This window comes from Pseudomonas sp. DF5 (assembly GCF_058148225.1).
Window position 1 is genome coordinate 156,139 of the sequence record NZ_JBYVYM010000011.1, and the last position, 19,048, is coordinate 175,186.

At 60.3% G+C, this 19,048-nt stretch carries 20 protein-coding genes; 12 read left to right on the forward strand and 8 right to left on the reverse strand.

What is annotated here, in order from left to right:
- Positions 1–149: 149 nt before the first annotated feature.
- The 6 genes from AC30D7_RS12815 to AC30D7_RS12840 all read left to right on the forward strand — a co-directional run bounded on the left by AC30D7_RS12815 (position 150) and on the right by AC30D7_RS12840 (position 6,609).
- Positions 150–1,457 carry a glutamine synthetase family protein gene (locus tag AC30D7_RS12815; protein WP_490134316.1) on the forward strand — a complete coding sequence of 436 codons (1,308 nt, stop codon included), beginning with the start codon at positions 150–152 and terminating at the stop codon, positions 1,455–1,457.
- A 166-nt stretch (positions 1,458–1,623) separates the two neighbouring features.
- The gene (locus tag AC30D7_RS12820; RefSeq protein WP_490134293.1) at positions 1,624–3,273 is read left to right on the forward strand and encodes a phosphoethanolamine transferase; all 1,650 of its coding nucleotides are present in this window, start codon (positions 1,624–1,626) and stop codon (positions 3,271–3,273) included.
- A gap of 73 nt (positions 3,274–3,346) precedes the next feature.
- Positions 3,347–4,009, forward strand: coding sequence for a class I SAM-dependent methyltransferase (locus AC30D7_RS12825; RefSeq protein ID WP_490134294.1), 663 nt, complete (start codon positions 3,347–3,349; stop codon positions 4,007–4,009).
- A gap of 123 nt (positions 4,010–4,132) precedes the next feature.
- Complete coding sequence (gene rnd / locus AC30D7_RS12830) at positions 4,133–5,266, forward strand: ribonuclease D (protein ID WP_490134295.1); 1,134 nt, start codon at positions 4,133–4,135, stop codon at positions 5,264–5,266.
- Positions 5,263–5,556, forward strand: a complete 294-nt coding sequence (locus tag AC30D7_RS12835; protein ID WP_490134296.1) for a YcgL domain-containing protein — start codon at positions 5,263–5,265, stop codon at positions 5,554–5,556. Before rnd ends, AC30D7_RS12835 begins: the two co-directional genes overlap by 4 nt.
- Before the next feature lie 120 nt (positions 5,557–5,676).
- Positions 5,677–6,609, forward strand: coding sequence for a D-2-hydroxyacid dehydrogenase (locus AC30D7_RS12840; protein ID WP_490134297.1), 933 nt, complete (start codon positions 5,677–5,679; stop codon positions 6,607–6,609).
- A 125-nt stretch (positions 6,610–6,734) separates the two neighbouring features.
- Here AC30D7_RS12840 and AC30D7_RS12845 read toward each other — a convergent pair whose 3' ends face one another.
- On the reverse strand, positions 6,735–7,328 hold the full coding sequence (locus AC30D7_RS12845) for a nitroreductase family protein (RefSeq protein ID WP_019648000.1): 594 nt from the start codon (positions 7,326–7,328) through the stop codon (positions 6,735–6,737).
- 278 nt (positions 7,329–7,606) lie between these two features.
- Between AC30D7_RS12845 and AC30D7_RS12850 the strand changes: the two genes are divergently transcribed.
- Together AC30D7_RS12850 and AC30D7_RS12855 are read left to right on the forward strand one after the other, a co-directional pair.
- The gene (locus AC30D7_RS12850) at positions 7,607–8,056 is read left to right on the forward strand and encodes a YcgN family cysteine cluster protein (protein WP_007942199.1); all 450 of its coding nucleotides are present in this window, start codon (positions 7,607–7,609) and stop codon (positions 8,054–8,056) included.
- A 142-nt stretch (positions 8,057–8,198) separates the two neighbouring features.
- Positions 8,199–9,428 (forward strand): hypothetical protein, encoded by a 1,230-nt coding sequence (locus tag AC30D7_RS12855; RefSeq protein WP_490134298.1) that lies wholly within the window; start codon positions 8,199–8,201, stop codon positions 9,426–9,428.
- A gap of 111 nt (positions 9,429–9,539) precedes the next feature.
- Here AC30D7_RS12855 and AC30D7_RS12860 read toward each other — a convergent pair whose 3' ends face one another.
- From AC30D7_RS12860 to AC30D7_RS12875, 4 genes are all read right to left on the reverse strand, one after another.
- Positions 9,540–9,917, reverse strand: a complete 378-nt coding sequence (locus AC30D7_RS12860; protein WP_490134299.1) for a YgaP family membrane protein — start codon at positions 9,915–9,917, stop codon at positions 9,540–9,542.
- A gap of 80 nt (positions 9,918–9,997) precedes the next feature.
- On the reverse strand, positions 9,998–10,468 hold the full coding sequence (locus tag AC30D7_RS12865) for an RNA methyltransferase (RefSeq protein ID WP_007942196.1): 471 nt from the start codon (positions 10,466–10,468) through the stop codon (positions 9,998–10,000).
- Positions 10,469–10,682: 214 nt separating this feature from the next.
- The gene (locus AC30D7_RS12870) at positions 10,683–11,057 is read right to left on the reverse strand and encodes a YajD family HNH nuclease (RefSeq protein ID WP_007942195.1); all 375 of its coding nucleotides are present in this window, start codon (positions 11,055–11,057) and stop codon (positions 10,683–10,685) included.
- Positions 11,058–11,106: 49 nt separating this feature from the next.
- Positions 11,107–11,793, reverse strand: coding sequence for a spermidine synthase (locus tag AC30D7_RS12875; protein WP_019648003.1), 687 nt, complete (start codon positions 11,791–11,793; stop codon positions 11,107–11,109).
- Between the two features lie 95 nt (positions 11,794–11,888).
- On the opposite strand from AC30D7_RS12875, the gene AC30D7_RS12880 reads away from it, so the two are divergent.
- A complete protein-coding gene (locus tag AC30D7_RS12880) occupies positions 11,889–12,173 on the forward strand; it encodes a hypothetical protein (protein WP_490134300.1) in 285 nt (94 codons plus the stop codon).
- Between the two features lie 3 nt (positions 12,174–12,176).
- Here the strand turns inward: AC30D7_RS12880 and AC30D7_RS12885 are convergent, their stop codons facing one another.
- Both AC30D7_RS12885 and AC30D7_RS12890 read right to left on the reverse strand, forming a co-directional pair.
- Positions 12,177–12,650: a cyclic nucleotide-binding domain-containing protein gene (locus tag AC30D7_RS12885; RefSeq protein WP_490134301.1), complete on the reverse strand. Its 474-nt coding sequence runs from the start codon at positions 12,648–12,650 to the stop codon at positions 12,177–12,179.
- A gap of 191 nt (positions 12,651–12,841) precedes the next feature.
- Complete coding sequence (locus AC30D7_RS12890; protein ID WP_490134302.1) at positions 12,842–14,896, reverse strand: S9 family peptidase; 2,055 nt, start codon at positions 14,894–14,896, stop codon at positions 12,842–12,844.
- Between the two features lie 102 nt (positions 14,897–14,998).
- On the opposite strand from AC30D7_RS12890, the gene AC30D7_RS12895 reads away from it, so the two are divergent.
- The 3 genes from AC30D7_RS12895 to AC30D7_RS12905 are packed head-to-tail and all read left to right on the forward strand — an operon-like array spanning position 14,999 to position 16,862.
- Positions 14,999–15,496, forward strand: a complete 498-nt coding sequence (locus AC30D7_RS12895) for an MFS transporter (RefSeq protein ID WP_490134303.1) — start codon at positions 14,999–15,001, stop codon at positions 15,494–15,496.
- Between the two features lie 32 nt (positions 15,497–15,528).
- Entirely contained in the window at positions 15,529–16,305 is a 777-nt protein-coding gene (locus AC30D7_RS12900) for a class II glutamine amidotransferase (RefSeq protein ID WP_019580814.1), read from the forward strand.
- Between the two features lie 14 nt (positions 16,306–16,319).
- Positions 16,320–16,862: a DUF2937 family protein gene (locus AC30D7_RS12905; RefSeq protein ID WP_019580813.1), complete on the forward strand. Its 543-nt coding sequence runs from the start codon at positions 16,320–16,322 to the stop codon at positions 16,860–16,862.
- Positions 16,863–16,925: 63 nt separating this feature from the next.
- Here AC30D7_RS12905 and AC30D7_RS12910 read toward each other — a convergent pair whose 3' ends face one another.
- Entirely contained in the window at positions 16,926–19,037 is a 2,112-nt protein-coding gene (locus AC30D7_RS12910) for a TonB-dependent receptor (protein ID WP_490134304.1), read from the reverse strand.
- Between the last annotated feature and the right edge of the window lie 11 nt (positions 19,038–19,048).

Here is a 19,048-nt window from a genome sequence, read left to right on the forward strand (position 1 = left end):
GGTCCCGCGCCATGCGCCGGGATCAAACCGGCGGCGCCTGTGCGTTTGCCTGACGCGGATAGACGAGAATTCCCATGAGCTGTGCCAAGACATCCTTCGCTACCAAAGAGCAAGCCCTGACCTTTCTTGAGCAGAACCCGGATATCGAGATGTTCGAGCTGTTCATCCTCGACAACAACGGTGTGCCACGAGGCAAATTGCTGCATCGCGATGAATTGCTGGCGGTGTACGAAAGCGGTCGACCGCTGCCGAGTACCATCCTGGGCCTGACCATCAATGGCGATGACGTGGAAAACTCCGGTCTGGTCTGGGACGTCGGTGATATCGATTGCCGTGCTTATCCCGTCAGCGGCAGTTTGCAGCGCATGCCGTGGCGACTGATTCCCACGGCGGCGGTGCAGGTCAGCATGCATCCGCAAGAGGGCATGCCCGCGACCATCGCCGACCCACGGCATCTGCTGGCCAAGGTTATCGAAGGCTTGCAGGCCGACGGTTATTACCCGGTGATGGCGGCGGAGCTGGAGTTCTATCTGCTGGATCAGCAGCGCGACGGCAACGGTCGGCCGCAGCCGGCACGGGATGTCGATGGCGGGCGGCCACGCGGGACTCAGGTCTACGGCTTGCGTGAACTGGAACAAATCGAACCATTTCTGGCCGACCTCTACAGCGCCTGCAAGCTCCAGGGCATTCCGGCACGCACGGCGATTTCCGAATACGCGCCGGGGCAGGTGGAAATCACCCTCGAACACCGCACCGACGCTTTGCAGGCGATGGACGAAGCCGTGCGCTACAAGCGGCTGGTCAAGGGCGTGGCGCACAAGCACGGTATGACGGCATGTTTCATGGCCAAGCCGTTCGATGACTTGGCTGGCACCGGCATGCACATGCATGTCAGCCTGGCGGACAAGGACGGCAATAACCTGTTCGCCAGCGAAGCCCCGGACGGCACGCCGTTGCTCAAACACGCGGTCGGCGGAATGCTCACCACATTGCTCGATGCGTTGCTGTTGTTCTGTCCGAACGCCAACTCGTACCGCCGTTTCCAGACCAACAGCTACGCCCCTCTGGCGGCTACCTGGGGCGTGGACAACCGCACCGTGAGTTTGCGAGTGCCCGGCGGGCCGGCATTTTCCCGGCATATCGAGCACCGCATCTGTGGTGCCGACGCCAACCCATACCTTGCGGCCGCAGCGATCCTGGCAGGTATTCATCGCGGCATCCGCGAGCAACTTGACCCCGGTGCGCCGGTGGAGGGCAACGGTTATGCCCAGGCCACGCAATTGTTGCCGACCGACTGGTTGACCACATTGCGAGCGCTGGAAGGTTCGAATTGGGCCCGGGAAGCCTTCGGCAATGAGTTTCTTGGCGTCTATCTGGCGGTTAAAAGAGCCGAATACCGGCAATTCATGGGCGAAGTCGGTGAGCAGGACTGGCGCTGGTATCTGCATCAGGCCTGAAGCGGATCTCCACTGTTGCAAGTTCTGGCCAAATGCCATGAGCCAACTATTCGTTGGCTTCTTTTTCACGAAATATTGATGGTTGGCTGCTTAAGATGTTTGGCCTCTCGGTCAATGAAATTTTCACATTTGCCGCGGGCACTTCTTTTCAGGAACAGCCGATCACATGTTGAAGTTCAAAGCCGTGCGCCCCGAATGGGTGACGTTGGTTTCCAGTGCTTTTCTATTGGCAGGGTTCAATTTAGTTCTCTGGCAACACCTCTTCGATATCACCGCTGCAGACGGTCAAGGCATCGTCATGCGTGTCGCGTTCGGGGTGATGATTCTGACGGCCTTCAACATTGTGCTGACCTTGCTGGCATTCCGGCCCGTGATGAAACCGCTGTTGACGCTGATCTTTCTGATCAGTGCCGGTGTGGCGTATTTCATGAGCCAATATGGCGTGCTGATCGACGCCGGTATGTTGCGCAACTTCGCCGAAACCAACGCGACGGAAGTACGTGATTTACTCTCGCCAAAACTATTTGTTTATATCGTGCTGCTCGGCGTCTTGCCGTCGTGGTTGTTGTGGAAAATCCCGGTTAACTACCGTCGCTGGCACCGTGAGTTATTAAGTAAAGTGCTGGTGAGCGTCGCCTCGGTTGCGGTGATCGGCGGTGTCGCATTGGTCAACTATCAAGGCTTGTCGTCGTTGTTTCGCAATCACCATGAATTGCGCCTGATGGTGGTGCCGAGCAACTACATCGGTGCCTCGTTCGGTTATCTGCGTGAGCAAGTGGTGTCTGCACGGCAACCTTTCGCCAAACTGGGTGAAGATGCCCAGAAAAAACCGGCCTGGCAGGCCCACGACCGTAAATCCCTGACGGTACTGGTAGTGGGCGAAAGTGCCCGGGCCGAGAACTTCGGCATCCTGGGTTATGACCGCGACACCACGCCGAAACTGAGTAAGGAATCCGGCCTGATTGCCTTCACCGATGTGCATTCGTGCGGCACGGAAACGGCGGTGTCGGTGCCCTGCATGTTCTCCAACATGGGCCGCAAGGATTACGACGCCAGCAAGGCGAAGAACCAGGAAGGCCTGCTGGACGTGCTCAAGCGTGCCGGTCTCGAGGTGATCTGGCGCGATAACCAGTCGGGCTGCAAAGGCACCTGCGATCGGGTCACTGTCGACGACGTGAGTAACCTGAAAGACCCGGTACTGTGCGCCAACAGCGAGTGCCGCGATGAAATTCTCCTGCAAGGTATGCAGCACTTCATCGACACGCTGGATAAAGACACGGTGCTGGTGCTGCACCAAATGGGCAGTCACGGTCCGGAATACTTCAAGCGTTATCCGAAAGAATACGAACACTTCACACCCGTGTGTGAAAGCAATGCCCTGAACAATTGCAGCCGCGAAAGCATCGTTAATGGCTACGACAATACGCTGGTGTATACCGACCACGTGCTGTCGACGCTGATCGATCTGTTGCGCAGCAACCAGAGCAAAGTCGATACAGCGATGCTGTATCTGTCGGACCACGGTGAGTCGCTGGGCGAATACAACCTGTTCCTGCATGGCACGCCTTACATGCTCGCACCGGAACAACAGAAGCATGTAGCGATGATGGCGTGGTTCTCCGACAGCTATCAAAAGTCGTTCTCGGTGGACACCCATTGCCTGCAACTGAGTCGTGAAAAGCCCTTGAGCCAGGACAACCTGTTCCATTCGATGCTCGGTCTGCTGGAGGTCAACAGCAAGACCTACAACCCGGATCTGGATATGTTCGCCGGATGCCGCGGCGCAATGATCGACGGTGTGCTGGCCAAAAAATGAGTGATACGACCTTTTTTTCACGTAACGACCGCTAATCTGCGGCGCCTGGAACATCCAACAAGAGCCATTACACATGTCCGCGCAGCCCCCATCCGCCTTCGAACTTGAGTTCGCCCGGCGCTACGATCAGGAACACGCCCGCGTCTGTCATCAGCCGCGACCGCGTGGCCTGGCGGAGCGTTTGACGTTCTGGCGCGAAGAACGATTGGTGCGCAATGCGCTGCAGGTCGCCGGCGAGCCGGGATTGATTCTTGATGTGGCCTGCGGTGCGGGGCGTTTCTGGCCGGTGCTGGCCGAGCATGCGAACCGGGTGATCCTCGCGGCCGACCCGTCTCAGGACATGCTCGATCATGCTCGTACCCACCATCCGCAGAGCCTGCTGAAACGGATCAAGACCTTTCAGAGTTCAGCCTTCACCATCGGCTTGTCGGCGAATGCGGTTGACTGCATTTTTTGCCTGCAACTGTTTCAGCGCATCGACTGTTCCGAGCATCGGTTGGCCATGTTGGGCGAGTTCCATCGGGTCAGTCGCGATACGGTGATTGTGGCGGTGCGGGTTGATGGGCGTTTCAAGTTCGGGCGATCGGACGTGGAGGGGGCACAGGCCCAGCCACAGACCAGTAAGGCCGAGCTTGAGGCCGAGTTCAGGCAAGCGGGTTTCTGCTTGCTCAGTCATCAGGACTTGGTGCCGGGTTGCGCGCAGATGCGGGTCTACGTGTTGCGTAAGGACAGCTAGTCTCCTCCCGTCAGACAATTCTTGCTGTCCGGCAGGTATTTTCGCTAAAGCTCTTGTTCAGTGGATGCGCGGAAATCGCTGGGGGCGATATATACTGCGCGCCATTCTTCAAGGGAGAGCCGTGTGGCCATCGATATTCACTGGATTCGCGACAACGATAGCCTCGGTCAGTTTTGCACCGAGTGGCAGCAGCTGCCATTCGTTGCCCTCGACACCGAATTCATGCGGGTCGACACCTTTTACCCGATCGCAGGCCTGCTGCAGGTCGGCGATGGCGTACGCGCTTACCTGATTGACCCACTGACCATCGACAACTGGCAGCCCTTGGCCGCATTGCTGGAAAATCCGGCGGTGGTCAAGGTCGTGCATGCGTGCAGCGAAGACCTCGAAGTCTTGCTGCGTCTGACCGGCAGCCTGCCGGCACCGCTGTTCGACACCCAACTGGCTGCCGCTTACTTGAACCTGGGTTTTTCCATGGGCTACTCGCGGCTGGTGCAGGAAGTGCTCGGCATCGACTTGCCCAAGGGCGAGACCCGGTCCGATTGGCTGCAACGTCCACTGTCCGACACTCAAATCAGCTACGCCGCCGAAGATGCCGTGCATCTGGCGGAGGTTTTCGTACAGCTGCGTCCCAAGCTTTCTGACGAAAAATACACCTGGGTCCTGGAAGACGGTGCCGAACTGGTCGCCAATCTGCGGCGCGAGGTCGACCCGTACGAGGTCTATCGCGACGCCAAGCTGGCCTGGAAGTTGTCCCGTGCCCAACTCGCCGTGTTGCGCGAACTCTGCGCCTGGCGCGAGCGTGAAGCCCGTGCCCGCGATCTGCCACGCAACCGCATCGTCCGTGAGCATTCCCTGTGGCCGCTGGCGCGCACCCAGCCGGACAACCTCGGCGCATTGGCGAAAATCGAAGACATGCACCCGCGCACCGTGCGTCAGGACGGTGAATTTCTGCTTGAACTGATCAAGCGCTCTGGCAGTGTGTCGCCTGATCAATGGCCGCCCGCGGTACCGGAGCCATTGCCGATGGAAGCCGCCGCGCTGGTCAAACAGCTGCGTGCCATCGGCCAGGCCGAAGCCGAACGCCTGAACATCGCGCCAGAGCTGATGCTGCGCAAGAAAACCCTGGAAGCGCTGCTCAAGAGCGGCTTCCCCAATGGTCCTTATCAATTGCCCGATTCACTGCGTGGCTGGCGCCGCGAATTGATGGGCCAGGCATTGCTCGACAGCCTGGCCACCGCCGGAGAACAGCCTTGAAGCGTATTTGCTCGATTTACCGAAGCTCGAAGAAAAACGGGATGTACCTCTATGTGCTTAAAAGTGATGCACTGGAGCGCGTGCCTGAACCCCTGATGGCGGCTTTCGGCAAAGCCATCCACGCTTTCGACATGGTGTTGACCCCCGAGCGCAAGCTGTCGCGCGAAGAAATTACTGTCGTACTGGAAAACCTCGACAAGCAGGGCTACCACCTGCAAATGCCTCCGGCCGAAGACGAATACATCGAACACTTGCCGGAAGAATTGCTGCGCCGCAACGACCCGATGTAATCGCCAGACAGGCTCTACTCAGAGCCTTTATGAAACACTGGAATGATTTTGGCGATAGCCGTGACGATGGAGTGATCCTCCGTCGGCGGCCGTCTGCACTGTTTTTGAAAGGTTTGAAACATGCGCGTTCTGATTGCTGAACACGACCACCCTGTGTATGCCCAATTGTTGCGTCAGGCAGCGCCTGACCTGGAAGTACTGACCAGCGGCGACTCCGCCGAACTGGCCCGTCAAGCCGCCGACTGCCAGGTCTGGCTCGGCCAGCCGGACCTGCTGGCGACGCTGTTGCGTCAGGGCCACTTGCCTGCATGGCTGCAATCGACCTGGGCCGGCATCACGCCTCTGCTGGCCGATGGCTTGCCACGGCACTATCGGCTGACTCGCGCGGTGGGGATTTTCGGTCAGGTCATGGCTGAATACGTGCTGACTTACATGCTCGGTCACGAACGCGAAGTGCTGGCGCGGCTGGTCAGCCAGGTCGAGCGTAAATGGGACAATCGCCAGGGTCAAAGCCTGGCTGGACGCAAGGTGTTGATCGTCGGTACCGGTGACATCGGTCAGACAGTGGCGCAGTTTCTGCTGCCGTTTGGCGTCGAGTTATACGGTATCGCCAGCACCGCCCGGGAGCAGGCGCCCTTTGTCGAAGTCGGTGCGCTGAGCGATTTGCCGCGACTGGTCGGTGAGGTGGATTACGTGATCAATCTGTTGCCGAACACCCCGAGTACGCACGACCTGTATGACGCCGCGCTGTTCAAGCAGTTCAAGGCGACGGGGTTGTTCATCAACGTCGGGCGCGGCGTTGCGGTGGTCGATGCAGACCTGGTGGAAGCTTTGAAGGAAGGGTATCTGGCGGGGGCTGTGATCGACGTCTGCCGTCAGGAGCCGCTGCCGCAACGCCATCCATTCTGGACCGCGTGGGGGCTGCTGCTGACCGGCCACAGTTCGGCACCGACCTCTCCACCGGCGATGGTGAAACTGTTTATCGAGAACCTGCGGGCGTATCAGGTGGGCGAAGCGTTGCGTGGGGAAGTGGATTTCGCGCGCGGGTATTGAATCCACCCCCTAATCAAAATGGGAGCGGGCTTGCTCGCGAAGGCGCAGTGTCAGTCATTATACAAGGTGACTGACGAACCGCTTTCGCGAGCAAGCCCGCTCCCACATTAGGTCTTCATTTTGGCTTAGAGGGTGAAATCACCCTCGGCCGCCAACTCGCTCAGCGGACGACGCGGGCTTGGCTCTTCGCGCGCTTGCAGGTACTCGGCCAACGTCGCCTTGTCGCCCAGCTTGCCGATCGCCACGGCGGCGTGCAGCGCATAGCCCTCGGGAATGTTCAGTTCCTTGCGGGTCAGCTCCTGATCGAAACCGGCCATGCCGTGGGTGTGCCAGCCGCTGATGCTCGCTTGCAACGCCAGGTGGCCCCAGGCGGAACCGGTGTCGAAGGTGTGCCACAGCGCCGGGGTTTCTTCGCTGGCGCCAGGTGCCACGAAGGTGGTTTTCGAAATCACGATCACCAGTGCCGAGGCGTGCTGCGCCCAGCTGCGGTTGAACTCGTTCAGCAGGCCCAGGTAACGCTCCCAGTTCGGCGTGTCGCGACGCGCATAGAGAAACCGCCAAGGCTGCGAGTTGTACGCCGATGGCGCCCAGCGGGCGGCTTCGAAGAAGCTCAGCAGGGTCTCTTCGGGAATGGTTTCGCCGGTGAAGGCGCGGGGCGACCAGCGATCGGTGAACTGAGGGTGAATGGCGTAATCGGCAACGCGTGGATTAGCACTCATCAAGAGATTCCTTTACGTTTGAAAGTGGGGGTCGTCGTAAAAAAACCGGCGGGTACAGTTGAGCTGAGCGCCAGGATTTCTTGAGCCGGCAGTTCACCTGAATGCAACGCGGTTGAGCGTTAATGGCACTTGGGCAGGGCTCCTTGCGACTGGCAAAGCTACTGGGTGGAGCAGAAACTGACAAGTGCCGTCATACCGGCAGTCGCCAATGCTTGGCCCGCCGCTGCCTTGGCACTAGACTGGCGGCCTTTTCACCACCTGATGTTGATGCTTGAGCCATGGCCGCCAAAGTCGAACCGTTCTGGATACGCAAAACCCTCGATCAACTGGATCAAGAGGAATGGGAATCGCTGTGCGACGGTTGTGGCCTGTGCTGCCTGCAAAAGCTCGAGGACGAAGACGACAACGCCGTCTACTACACGCGCATCGCCTGCAAACTGCTGGACCTCAAAACCTGTCAGTGCACCGATTACCCCAACCGCCGCGACTTTGTGCCCGACTGCATCCAGCTCACGCCGGGCAAGGCCGACGAGTTCAAATGGTTGCCGCCAACCTGCGGTTATCGACTGGTCAGCGAAGGCAAGGACCTGCCGCTCTGGCATCACCTGGTGTGCGGTGATCGTGATGCGGTGCATCACGAACGTATTTCTCAGTCCGGGCGCATGCTCGCCGAAGGCAGCGTGGCCGAAGACGATTGGGAAGATCATCTGATTTTTCGCGCGGGTTAATTTGTGGCGAGGGAGCTTGCTCCCGCTTGACCGGGCTGGCGCTCCAGTGCACAGCACTCACAAAATCGGCGGTGATCACGAGAATTTTGGGCCGCTACGCAGCCCGGCGCGAGCAAGCTCGCTCGCCACAATAGGAGTGTGTATGGCGGTGGGAGTGCTGCGGGCGTTGGCTGTCGGTCTGCTGGCCTTGAGTTCGCCCGTGTGGGCGGCGAAGAAAGTCGATCTGGATTATCACGTGCGCCTGTTGCCGCAAAGCGATCAGGTCGAAATGCGCCTGACCCTGGCCCAAGGCTCGGCAGTGCGCAGTCTGGATTTCGATTTGGGTGATGGCAGTCACTACAGCGATTTCAAGGCCGATGGCCAATGGCAGCTCACACCGGGCACGCAGGCCCGTGGTGTCTGGCGCCCGGCCGCCGACAAGGCCAGCCTGACCTACCGCGTGCGCATCAGCCATGGGCGCAAGAGCGGCAGCTTCGACACGCGCATGACACCAACGTGGGCGCTGATGCGTGGCGATGACCTGGTGCCCGCGGCCAAACTCGATCAGCAGGACGGTATCGAGCTGGTGTCACGCCTGGAATTCGAATTGCCCACGGGTTGGAAAAGCGTCGAAACCGCCTGGCCGCGGATTGGCAAAAACAAGTTCCGCATCGATAACGTCTCGCGCCTATTCGACCGTCCTACCGGTTGGATGCTCGCCGGTAACCTCGGCAGCCGTCGCACGCGGCTGGGGGAAACCGAAGTCACCGTGGCCTCGCCCCAAGGCCAGGGGATGCGCCGCATGGATGTGCTGACGCTGCTGACCTTTGTCTGGCCGCAAGTGCAGGAAGTTTTTCCGCGTCACCCCAGCAAACTGCTGATCGTCGGCGCCAATGACCCGATGTGGCGTGGCAGCCTCGCCGCGCGGGAGTCGATCTACCTCAATAGCCGCCTGCCGCTGGTCAGCGAAAGCGGCACCAGTGCCTTGATGCGTGAATTGGCTCAGGTGTTCGGGCGGATCAACGACAGCCAGCGCAGCGATTGGATCAGCGAAGGGTTTGCCGAGTATTACGCCATCGAACTGGTGCGCCGAGCGGGCGGCATGAGTGATGAGCGGTATGAGGGCCTGCAGAGCAAGTTGGCCAAGGCCAGCCAGAAGGTCACGACCTTGCGCGGGGAGCAGATCAACCCGGCGCAGGTGGCCAAAGCGGTGGTGTTGCTACAGGAACTGGATCGCGAGATTCGCCTGAAGACCCGCAACAAGCGTTCGCTGGATGATGTATTGCGTGGGGCGATGCGTTTGGAGAGTGTCGATACCAAGGAATTCGTTCAGCTCAGTGAGAGCGTTATTGGCGAGTCTTCCAAGGTGCTTGATAGCGGGTTGCTTCAGTAACACCGCCTTCGCGGGCAAGCCTCGCTCCTACAGGTTGTGGCGATCGCGTTATTGTCCGTAGGAGCGAGGCTTGCCCGCGAAGAGGCCCTGAGCCTCACCGCAAATTCCGGATCAAACCCCGGCTTTCGGCGACTTCAAAGAATCATTCCCGGTCACGGTGGCGGTTTTGGTCGCCGCCTCAGCATTGGCCTTCAACCGACTCAACTCCGCCCCGGCACGCTCAATCCTGGCCCGAGCGTTAACCATGTCCTGACGGCTCTTCTCCAGAAAGCTTTTCGCCGAACTGTGCCCGGTAATACCCCGCGCCAGCGCCACGCCGCCAATCGCCACTTGAATCAACCCGAACACGCCACCGCGCCTCAGGCCCTTGCCGACCATCACCACGCCACCGGCCAGGGAACCGATGCGCTCCCAACCCTGGACGTTCTGCCCGGGCTGAGTCTGGAACGGGGTGGATTCGATGCGCTCTACGCGTTTGAGGTCGCTCATGATCTGTCTCCAGGCTTCAAGAATGGATAATTAAGCTGACTGCCGAGGCGGGCGGCTCGTTCCATCGGATGTGCGGTGAATCAGCGGAATTTCGGGCCCGATCGGGTGTTGTTGCCCTTGGCCATGCGGTCATACAGCACCACGTTGACCGTGGCCGCCAGGTTCATGCAGCCGGTGGTCGGGATATAGACCACGTCTTCGCACCAGTCGCGGATCTCTTTATCCAGCGAGCCGTCTTCGGGACCGAAGATGTAGAGGGCGCGATCCGGGTGCGTGTATTCCGGCAGCGAGCGGGCGCCGTCGACCAGTTCCACGGCGACCGGTACGCAGCCCAGCGGCAGGATTTTCTTCAGGTCGTCGATGCCGATCAGCGGAATGTCATAGTGGACTTTCTTGGTGTCGGTGACGAAATCGGCGGCGCGCTCATAGCGCTTGCCGGTGTAAAACACCGACGCCACGCCATAGCAACCGGCGGCGCGCATCACCGAACCGACGTTCTCCGGTGATTTGGGGTTATACAAACCAATGCAGCTATACCGTTTGTCTGCCACGAGCGGGGTGCCTTCGGGAAAAAAGCGCGATTATACGGGGATTGGGGGAGGGGTGTTCAGTTTGGAGATTGGTGGTGTCAGGGATATAGCCTTCGCGGGCAAGTCGGATCGCCGCACCGCTCGCTCCTACGGATCAATGTCATACGCGGTAGTCGCGTAATCCTGTAGGAGCGAGGCTTGCCCGCGAAGAGGCCAGCATGGCTGGCGAAGATCTTCAGTCTTCTTTCTTCATCAGTCCGGCCAACGCCGCAAACGGGTTATGCGTCGCCTTGGCGATCTTCGGCGTACTCAGCGAGCCTTCGTCGAAATACTGCTGATCGGTGTAACGCGAATGCTCGTTGTCATGGCAATACAGGCACAACAGCTCCCAGTTCGAACCGTCCTGCGGGTTGTTGTCGTGGTTGTGGTCGCGGTGGTGCACGGTCAGCTCGCTCAAGCGTTTGCCGGAGAACTCACGGGCGCAGCGGCCGCACACGTGCGGGTACATCTTCAGGGCCTTGTCGCGGTAACCCATTTCCTTGTCGCGCTGGTTGTCGGCGAGGATGCGGTCTAACTTTGAGGTGTTGGTTGGAGGCGTTGACGAACTCATGGGTCCACCTTTGTAAAAGACTAATGACGGTTATGTGCTGAAGTTTAGCCTAGCCCTTGAGCTTCTCGGCAATCCAGATGGTGTGGCGGGTGCCTTTGTTGCCGTGGGCGAAGACTTGAACTTCCTCGGCCTTGAAACCGGCCTTCTTCAGCTTGTCGGAGAACTGCCGGTCAGCACTGGCCGACCACACCGCCAACACGCCTTTTGGCCGCAGGGCCTTGGCGCAGGCGCTCAGGCCACCGGCGGAGTAGAGCCAGCTGTTGGCCTTCTGGGTCAGGCCTTCGGGGCCGTTGTCGACGTCGAGCATGATTGCGTCGAAACCCTGTGGCTCGGCTTGCAGCACCTTGGCCACGTCTTCCATGCGGATCACCGTACGCGAGTCGAGCAGCGGGTTGCCGGCTTTTTCGCCCAACGGCCCACGGTTCCACTCCACCACGCCGGGCACCAATTCGGCGACCACCACTTCAGCCGTCTTGCCCAAATGCTTGAGCGCCGAGGCGAGGGTGAAACCCATGCCCAGGCCACCGATCAATACCCGCGAATTCGGCCGGCCGGCGACCTTACGGCAAGGGATTTCCGCCAGGGCATCTTCGGAGCCGTGCATGCGGGTGTTCATCAACTGCCCGCCGTCGCCGCCCTGGATCTTGATGACGAAGTCCTCGCCGTATTCGAACAGGCACAGGGCACCGCCGTTTTCAGGAATGGGGGTGGTGTCGAGCAGAACGAAACGTTTCATGGGGCTCTCTTGGGGAGAAATGGACAGACGGAAGAAGGCAAACGAACGCGGTTGGGAGTAGCCTGCAAAAGACCACAAGGCCAACGGAGCCATTGATGAAGCGCACCATTCTAACGGCCATTGCCCTGGCCGCGCTCTCGATAACTGCAGTGCAGGCCCAGGAGCAGCAAACCATCCCCACCGGCCCCACGCCGATACCCGGTTCGCCCGGCACTGCCACGCCGACGCCGTACCCGCAGATTACCCCGACCACTGTGCCCAAGACCGGTAACGGTGGGCCACCGTTGTTGCCGCCGATCGAAATGCCCAACCCGCCCAAGGACCAGACCTTGCCAGGCCTTGAGCCGAACACGACGAAAATCAAAACGCCGGGCGGGTAGCGTCTAAATCTGCTGCGAGAGCAATTGCCCGTCGGCCATGCGCAAGCGTTTGGAGAGGGAGACGGCGAGGGCGCGGATGATCTTGGCGGCGATTTTCGGGGCGTCGTTGAGCATCTTTTCCAGGGAGTCCTTGCCCAGGTTGAGCAACTGGCAGTTGCTCGCGGCCACGCAACTGGCTGAGCGCCGTTCGCCGTCGAGCACGGCCATTTCGCCGAACGCCCGCCCGCTGCGCAAGGTGGCCATGGTCACCCGTTGCCCTTCGCTGTTGGTCTTCTGCACCGCGACCTGGCCGGTGTGGATGATGCACATGAAACTGCCGGCATCGCCCTCACGGAAAATCTCTTCGCCTTCGGCGATGGTGCTGATGCTGAAGTAACCTGAAGCCGCCACGAAGTCGGCCGGCAGCAGTTGATCGAACAGGCCGCAGTCCATCAGCCAGTCGCGAATTTCTTTGTTCAGTAAGGTCGGTTCTGACATGTCGTCACGGTCTTTTTTTGTGTTTATTGCTGTTCCAGGCGCGCCCCAGTAGGAGCGAGGCTTGCCCGCGAAGAGGTCATAACATCCAATATCAATGTTGCCTGTCACGCCGCCTTCGCGGGCAAGCCTCGCTCCTACAGAGGGCGGGGGCCGGCGTCTGGTGTTAAGACCGGGACGTCGGGCCAAGTTCCTCAGGCAATGGCCAAAACCTTCAAAACAAATGCGTATTCGAGGGCTACGTCACGTAATCCCTGATAACGACCGCTCATCCCGCCATGCCCGGCGCCCAATTCAGTCTTGAGCAGCAGAGGATTGGTGTCGGTTTTGGTCGCGCGCAATTTCGCCACCCACTTGGCCGCTTCCCAGTACTGCACGCGACTGTCGTTGTAGCCGGCGATCACCAGCGTTGCCGGATAGGCTTGCGCGGTGACGTTTTCATACGGGGCGTAGGCCTTGATCCGATCATAGACGTCTGGCTCTTGCGGGTTGCCCCATTCGTCGTATTCGGTGACGGTCAGCGGCAACTCCGGGTCGAGCATGGTGTTGAGCACGTCGACGAACGGCACTTCGGCTATTGCCGCGCCGAACAGTTCCGGCCGCTGGTTGAGCACCGCGCCGATCAGCAGGCCACCGGCGCTGCCGCCGCTGATTGCCAGCTGCGATGGGGTGGTGAAGCCGTTGGCGATCAGGTGTTCGGCGCAGGCGATGAAGTCGCTGAAGGTGTTGTGCTTGTGTTCCTGCTTGCCGGCGCGATACCAGGCTTCGCCCAACTCACCGCCGCCGCGAACATGCGCGATGGCAAACGCCATGCCGCGATCCAGCAGGCTCAGGCGAGCGTGAGAGAACCACGGGTCGAGGCTTTCGCCGTAAGCGCCGTAGCCGTACAGATAAAGCGGCGTCGGCTTACCGAGGAATTCGCGTTTGACCACCAGGCTGATCGGCACTTGCGTCCCGTCCGGTGCCGTCGCCCAAAGCCGCTGGCTGACGTACGCATCGGCGTCGAACGGGCCGAGCACCGGGGTTTCCTTGAGGACTTTCTGTTCGCCGGTGGCCAGGATCAATTGGCGGATTTGCGCCGGACGGTTCAAGGCTTCGTAGCGCAGACGGATTCTGTCGCTGACAAATTCCAGGCTGTTCTGCACATGCAGGCTGTAGGCCGCGTCCGGTAATTGCACGCGATACGGCGCCAGGCCTTGTGGGCGGACTTCAATGATCGGCAGGCCGCCTTCACGCAGGCTCAAGGTCATGGCCTCGGCGTTCAGGCTCATGCCATCGATCATCACCGTGTCGCTGTGGGGGATCAGGTTCTGCCAGTCGGCTTCGGTCGGCGCGACGCCGGTGTCGGCGGCCTGGTACAGGGCGAAGTTGATGCCGTCGCGGTTGGTGCGGATCAGCCACGTCCACTCGCCGTCGAGTTTGCCGTGGTCGACATCATACTCATGGTCTTCGACCCGCGGCGCCAGGCAGGTGAAGGCCTGATGGGGCAGCGAGGCATCGAGCGCCCAGACTTCGCTGGTGGTCTTGCTGCCCAGCGACAGCAGCAGTTGCCGTTCAGAGCTTGAGCGATAGCAATGCAGGAAGAATCGGCCGTCCGACTCATGGAACACTTCTTCGGCGGCGGTGCCGTCCAGCCGATAGCGGAACAGCTTGTGCGGGCGATGGGTGTCGTCGAGTTCACCGAAGAACAGCGTCAGGCTGTCATTGGCCCAGGTCATGCTGCCGTCGCAGTTCTGGAATTCCAGTTCGCTGACGCGACCGCTGGATAATTCCTTCACAAATAGCGTGTAAATCTCTTCGCCCGAAGAGTCGATGCTGTAGGCCAGGCGCTGGTGGTCCGGGCTGATGCTGAATGCGCCCAGGGAAAAGAAACCGCCCTTGGCCAGCACGTTCGGATCGAGCAGCAGGAGTTCCTGGCTTTCGTCGATGAGCAGGCTGCCATCGGTCGGACGCGGGCAGCGGTAATGACGGGCGTATTCGTCGCCGGCGGTGGTGCGGGTGTAATATAGGTATGGGCCCCAGGGCGAAGGCAACGACAGATCGGTTTCGAGAATCCGGCTCTTGATTTCTTCGAACAGCGTTTCGCGCAGCCCGGCCTGATCGGCGGTTTGCGCCTCTTGATAGCGGTTTTCGGCCTTCAGGTAATCGAGCACTGCGTCGGTGTCGCGCTCCTGCAGCCAGGCATACGGGTCATCACCGTCGGCCTTGTGGGCAATGGGCGCGTCGGAAACGTTGGCGGATAGGGGCATGAAGAACTCTCGAACGTTGTACGAAATTGGGGGATCGCAGAAGGCGGGGCAGCCTGAAGTGCGAAAAGTCGTTACTATAAGCGCCTCTTTGCCTGCCTTGCCATGGACACCATGACCGAGAACGACTATCTGATCGCCTGGGGCCTCTACGCCTTTGCCGCTTTGGGCTGCCTGTTGGTGTGGATGCGCATCACCCGCTGGATGTGGCGTTGGCTGCGTGAGCCGTTGCGCCTGCTGGTGGCGGTGTTGCTGTTCAGTCCGACCATCATCGACCCGGTGAAGGATAAGGTCGCCCCGGCCATTGCCATTACTGCGCTGGATCTGCTGTTCAAGGTCGGCAACAACGCCTGGCGGGCGATTTCCGATCTGTTTATGTACGGCATGATTGCCTTCGGTCTTTACCTGGTGCTCGTGGCGATCCGTTTCCCGATCGAGCGCGCATCCAAGGCTCGCAAGGACCGGGCGGAGGCCGCCAAGGCTGCGGCGCGGGCCGACGAGCCTGAAGGGGAGCAACCGTTCGGCGGTGCCGGCGATGATCGTTACGGCCGGCCACCGGTGCCGAGCAATCCCCAGCGTATGCGGGTTGAACCACGTCTGTAACAGTGCCCCTGCCTTTCATCGAGAGTCCGAGCATGTGTGAGTTATTGGGCATGAGCGCCAATGTCCCGACCGATATCGTGTTCAGCTTCACCGGGCTGATGCAGCGCGGCGGGCGTACCGGGCCGCATCGTGACGGTTGGGGTATCGCCTTCTATGAAGGCCGTGGCCTGCGGTTGTTTCAGGACCCGGCGGCGAGCAGCGAGTCGGAAGTGGCGAACCTGGTGCAGCGCTATCCGATCAAGAGCGAAGTGGTGATCGGCCACATCCGCCAGGCCAATGTCGGCAAGGTGTGCCTGTCCAACACCCATCCGTTCGTGCGCGAGTTGTGGGGCCGCAACTGGTGTTTCGCCCACAACGGCCAGTTGGCCGATTTCAACCCAACCGCCAGTTTCTACCGCCCCGTCGGCGATACCGACAGCGAAGCGGCGTTCTGCGATTTGCTCAACCGGGTGCGTGCTGCGTTCCCCGAGCCGGTGGACATCGAAGAACTGCTGCCGGACCTGGTGGCCGCTTGCGCCGAGTACCGCAGCAAAGGCGTGTTCAACTGCTTGCTCAGCGATGGCGACTGGCTGTTCTGCTACTGCTCGACCAAACTGGCGCAAATCACCCGTCGTGCCCCGTTCGGCCCGGCACGTTTGAAGGACGTCGATGTGATCGTCGACTTCCAGGCCGAAACCACGCCCAACGATGTGGTCACGGTGATCGCCACCGAACCCTTGACCGAAAACGAAACCTGGACCCGCTACGAACCGGGCCAATGGAGCCTCTGGCGACGCGGTGAATGCGTCAGCCAGGGCAAGACCGAATAAGGATCTCTCCCCCCATGTTGCTCAGTTATCTACGGCTGGTGTTGTTCGCGGCAGGCCTGTTGATCGGTGTCCAGGTGCCTGGGTTCATCAGTGACTATGCCAAGCGGGTCGAGGCGCATCTGATCGAGGCGCAGAGCGGTTTGAGCGGTTTTCAGGGCACTGCCAATCAGTTTTTCAAGGGCGACATGCAGGCACTGGTGGCCCATTACCGTGCCAGCGAAGACCCGATCTTTCGCAGTGACGCCGACAGCCTGAGCACTTTGCTCACCCGTCAATTGGCTTTGGACAAGCAATTCCAGGCCATGCAGGGCCCGTGGTACATCCGCTTCCTGCAAGTGGTGCTGGCGGCCGACCCGGATATTCGCAAGGAAACCTGGAACGGCTACAGCTACCAGATCCTGCTGACACCGGAAGCGATGATCTGGGGCATGAGCGGCGCGTTGCTGCTGTCGTTCGGCATTGAATGCCTGTTCCGACTGATCGACTGGGTGGTGCTGGGCGGCAAGCGCCTGCGCCAGAGCCGGCCGATCGAAGAGCGGGATTTGCGCGGGTTGTAACACTGGAGCCGACTTGCCGGCGATTGCCGCGAGATCGCATCGCTGGCAAGCCGGCTCGGGTTTTTACCAATCGATCGAGTAGCTCATGCTCAGCGTGCGGCCTTCGGCATTGGCGTACGGCGCTCTGGCGTTGGCCTGGGTGAACAGGTTCTGGTACGTGCGGTTGGTCAGGTTGTACACGCCGCCTTCAAGACGACCGACCGGCAATTGCACGGAGCCGAGCAGGTCCACCAGCGTATAGCCTTCGATCTCGCGTCCATTGTTGTCCTTGGCGGCGGCATCGTAATTGGCCAAACGCATACCTTGCAGGCGCAGGCTGTAATCGTCTTCGGTGTAGCCGACGAACAGTGTGGTCTTGGCGGGTGAGATGCGCGTGGCCGGCAGGTCGATCCATTTACCGTTCTGCTCGGTCTCGCCTTTGGCCCAGGCATAAGTGCCACCCACCGACCAGTGATCGGTCGCGCGGTAGGTCAGGCTGTTTTCGATACCACGCACTCGCTCTTTCTGGTTGATCAGGCGCAATACGCGGTCATTGGCATCGTAGAACTGGGTCACGTCCGAGGTGTTTTCGTAAACGGTGACGTCGGCCTGCCACTGGTCCCAGTTACCGCGCCAGCCCAACTCGTAGCTGTCGACCTTGATGGCCTGGGCGTTGAGACTCTGGATGTCGAAAGTGCTGCTGACATCACGCATGAAGCGCTGGATATCCGGCAGCGAAAACCCCTGGCTGTAATTGGCGAAGACGTCCTGGTTTTCACTCAGGTGATAGACCACCCCCAGGTTGTACAGCGTGGCATCGTATTTGAGGGTGTCACCGGGCAGCGTTGCGCGTATGCCGGTCTGGACAATCTGACCGTAAGCGATGCTGTCGGAGACGTCGCTTTCGATCCATTCACGGCGCACACCGCCACGCAAGGTCCAGTCACCGATGTCCCAGGACATCTGCCCGAACAACGATTTGGTGGTGGTTTCGATGTCCGGGCCCAGCTCGTAGGTGGTGCCGGTCTTGGAATAGGTCAGCCCCTTTAGCGTGTATTGATCACCTCGTTGGCGCGAGCGTTCATTGTCATAGTCGGCGCCCCAGACCAGATTGCCCGTGGCGCTTCCGATCGCCGGCAGCGGCGTGTCGATGGCCGCCCGCAGGCCGTAGACATCCTGCACACTGTTGTTGTCGGAGATCCCGGCCTTGCCCCGTGACAGGTCCGGAAAGAACAGTGCGTCGGCGCGGCGCCAGTAGCTTTCCAGTTGCAGGCCTTGGCCGTAGAAGTCTTTGTCGGTGTAGTTGAGGTTGACCGCCTGGTTATGGGTATAGGGTTGGTCGTCGAGTTTCAGCCCTTTGACTGCCACTGCTTGCTGCGAGTTTTTCGGGTCTTTGGTGTAGCCGGTGTCCTGCTGGTCCTTGTAGTCCTGCAGCGACAGGCTGAGTTTCTTGTCGGCATCCAGCTCATAACCGAAACGACCTTGCAGGTCATAGGTTTCGGTATCCATGTTGCTGCCCTGGGAGGTGTCCTGGGGGATGCGGTTGCCGTTGCCGTCGAACTGATCGTTGCGCTGGGTCAGGTCGGCAGACACATACCAGTCCAACGCATCCTTGCGCCCGGTGGCACTCTGGAAAGCTTCGTAGGCGAAGCCTTTTCTGTTGAGGTTGTTACCGCTGGTCAGGCCCAGTTTGCTGCTGTAGGCAATGTCCTGGCCCTGATTGCGCTTGGTGATGATGTTGATAATGCCGCCTGAAGCACCGGCACCGTAGATGCTGCTGGCGCCGGAGATCACTTCGATGCGTTCGATGCTGGCCGGGGCGATGCTGTTGAGCTGGCGGAAGTTGTCGCGCGTGGCGTTCTGCGATACGCCGTCGATCAACACCAGCATGTTGCGCCCGCGCAGGGTCTGGCCGAAGTTGCTCATCCCGCCGCTGGATGGCGCAATACCCGGGACCAGTTGCCCGAGGATGTCTGAGACCCGGCGACCCGCGCCGCTCTGCTCACGGACCTGCTGTTCGTCGATTATCTGGACCGAGCCCGGAATCGAAGCAATGCTCGCCTCGCTGCGAGTCGCGGAGACGACGGTGGCTTGCATGTTCAAGGTGCCGGGCTGTTGCTCGGTGTCCTCGGCCCAGGCCTGGGCGCTGAAAGTGCCGATTAGCGGGATCAGCAGGGAGAGTTTGGTTCGGGTCATGACGTGGTCTT

Excerpts from the sequence above, each read along its gene's own strand:
- AC30D7_RS12815 (WP_490134316.1), top strand. The coding sequence starts at position 150 with ATGTTCGAGCTGTTCATCCTCGACAACAACGGTGTGCCACGAGGCAAA.
- AC30D7_RS12820 (WP_490134293.1), top strand. The coding sequence starts at position 1,624 with ATGTTGAAGTTCAAAGCCGTGCGCCCCGAATGGGTGACGTTGGTTTCC.
- AC30D7_RS12825 (WP_490134294.1), top strand. The coding sequence starts at position 3,347 with ATGTCCGCGCAGCCCCCATCCGCCTTCGAACTTGAGTTCGCCCGGCGC.
- AC30D7_RS12840 (WP_490134297.1), top strand. The coding sequence starts at position 5,677 with ATGCGCGTTCTGATTGCTGAACACGACCACCCTGTGTATGCCCAATTG.
- AC30D7_RS12845 (WP_019648000.1), bottom strand. The coding sequence starts at position 7,328 with ATGAGTGCTAATCCACGCGTTGCCGATTACGCCATTCACCCTCAGTTC.
- AC30D7_RS12850 (WP_007942199.1), top strand. The coding sequence starts at position 7,607 with ATGGCCGCCAAAGTCGAACCGTTCTGGATACGCAAAACCCTCGATCAA.
- AC30D7_RS12855 (WP_490134298.1), top strand. The coding sequence starts at position 8,199 with ATGGCGGTGGGAGTGCTGCGGGCGTTGGCTGTCGGTCTGCTGGCCTTG.
- AC30D7_RS12860 (WP_490134299.1), bottom strand. The coding sequence starts at position 9,917 with ATGAGCGACCTCAAACGCGTAGAGCGCATCGAATCCACCCCGTTCCAG.
- AC30D7_RS12870 (WP_007942195.1), bottom strand. The coding sequence starts at position 11,057 with ATGAGTTCGTCAACGCCTCCAACCAACACCTCAAAGTTAGACCGCATC.
- AC30D7_RS12875 (WP_019648003.1), bottom strand. The coding sequence starts at position 11,793 with ATGAAACGTTTCGTTCTGCTCGACACCACCCCCATTCCTGAAAACGGC.
- AC30D7_RS12880 (WP_490134300.1), top strand. The coding sequence starts at position 11,889 with ATGAAGCGCACCATTCTAACGGCCATTGCCCTGGCCGCGCTCTCGATA.
- AC30D7_RS12885 (WP_490134301.1), bottom strand. The coding sequence starts at position 12,650 with ATGTCAGAACCGACCTTACTGAACAAAGAAATTCGCGACTGGCTGATG.
- AC30D7_RS12890 (WP_490134302.1), bottom strand. The coding sequence starts at position 14,896 with ATGCCCCTATCCGCCAACGTTTCCGACGCGCCCATTGCCCACAAGGCC.
- AC30D7_RS12895 (WP_490134303.1), top strand. The coding sequence starts at position 14,999 with ATGGACACCATGACCGAGAACGACTATCTGATCGCCTGGGGCCTCTAC.
- AC30D7_RS12900 (WP_019580814.1), top strand. The coding sequence starts at position 15,529 with ATGTGTGAGTTATTGGGCATGAGCGCCAATGTCCCGACCGATATCGTG.
- AC30D7_RS12905 (WP_019580813.1), top strand. The coding sequence starts at position 16,320 with ATGTTGCTCAGTTATCTACGGCTGGTGTTGTTCGCGGCAGGCCTGTTG.
- AC30D7_RS12910 (WP_490134304.1), bottom strand. The coding sequence starts at position 19,037 with ATGACCCGAACCAAACTCTCCCTGCTGATCCCGCTAATCGGCACTTTC.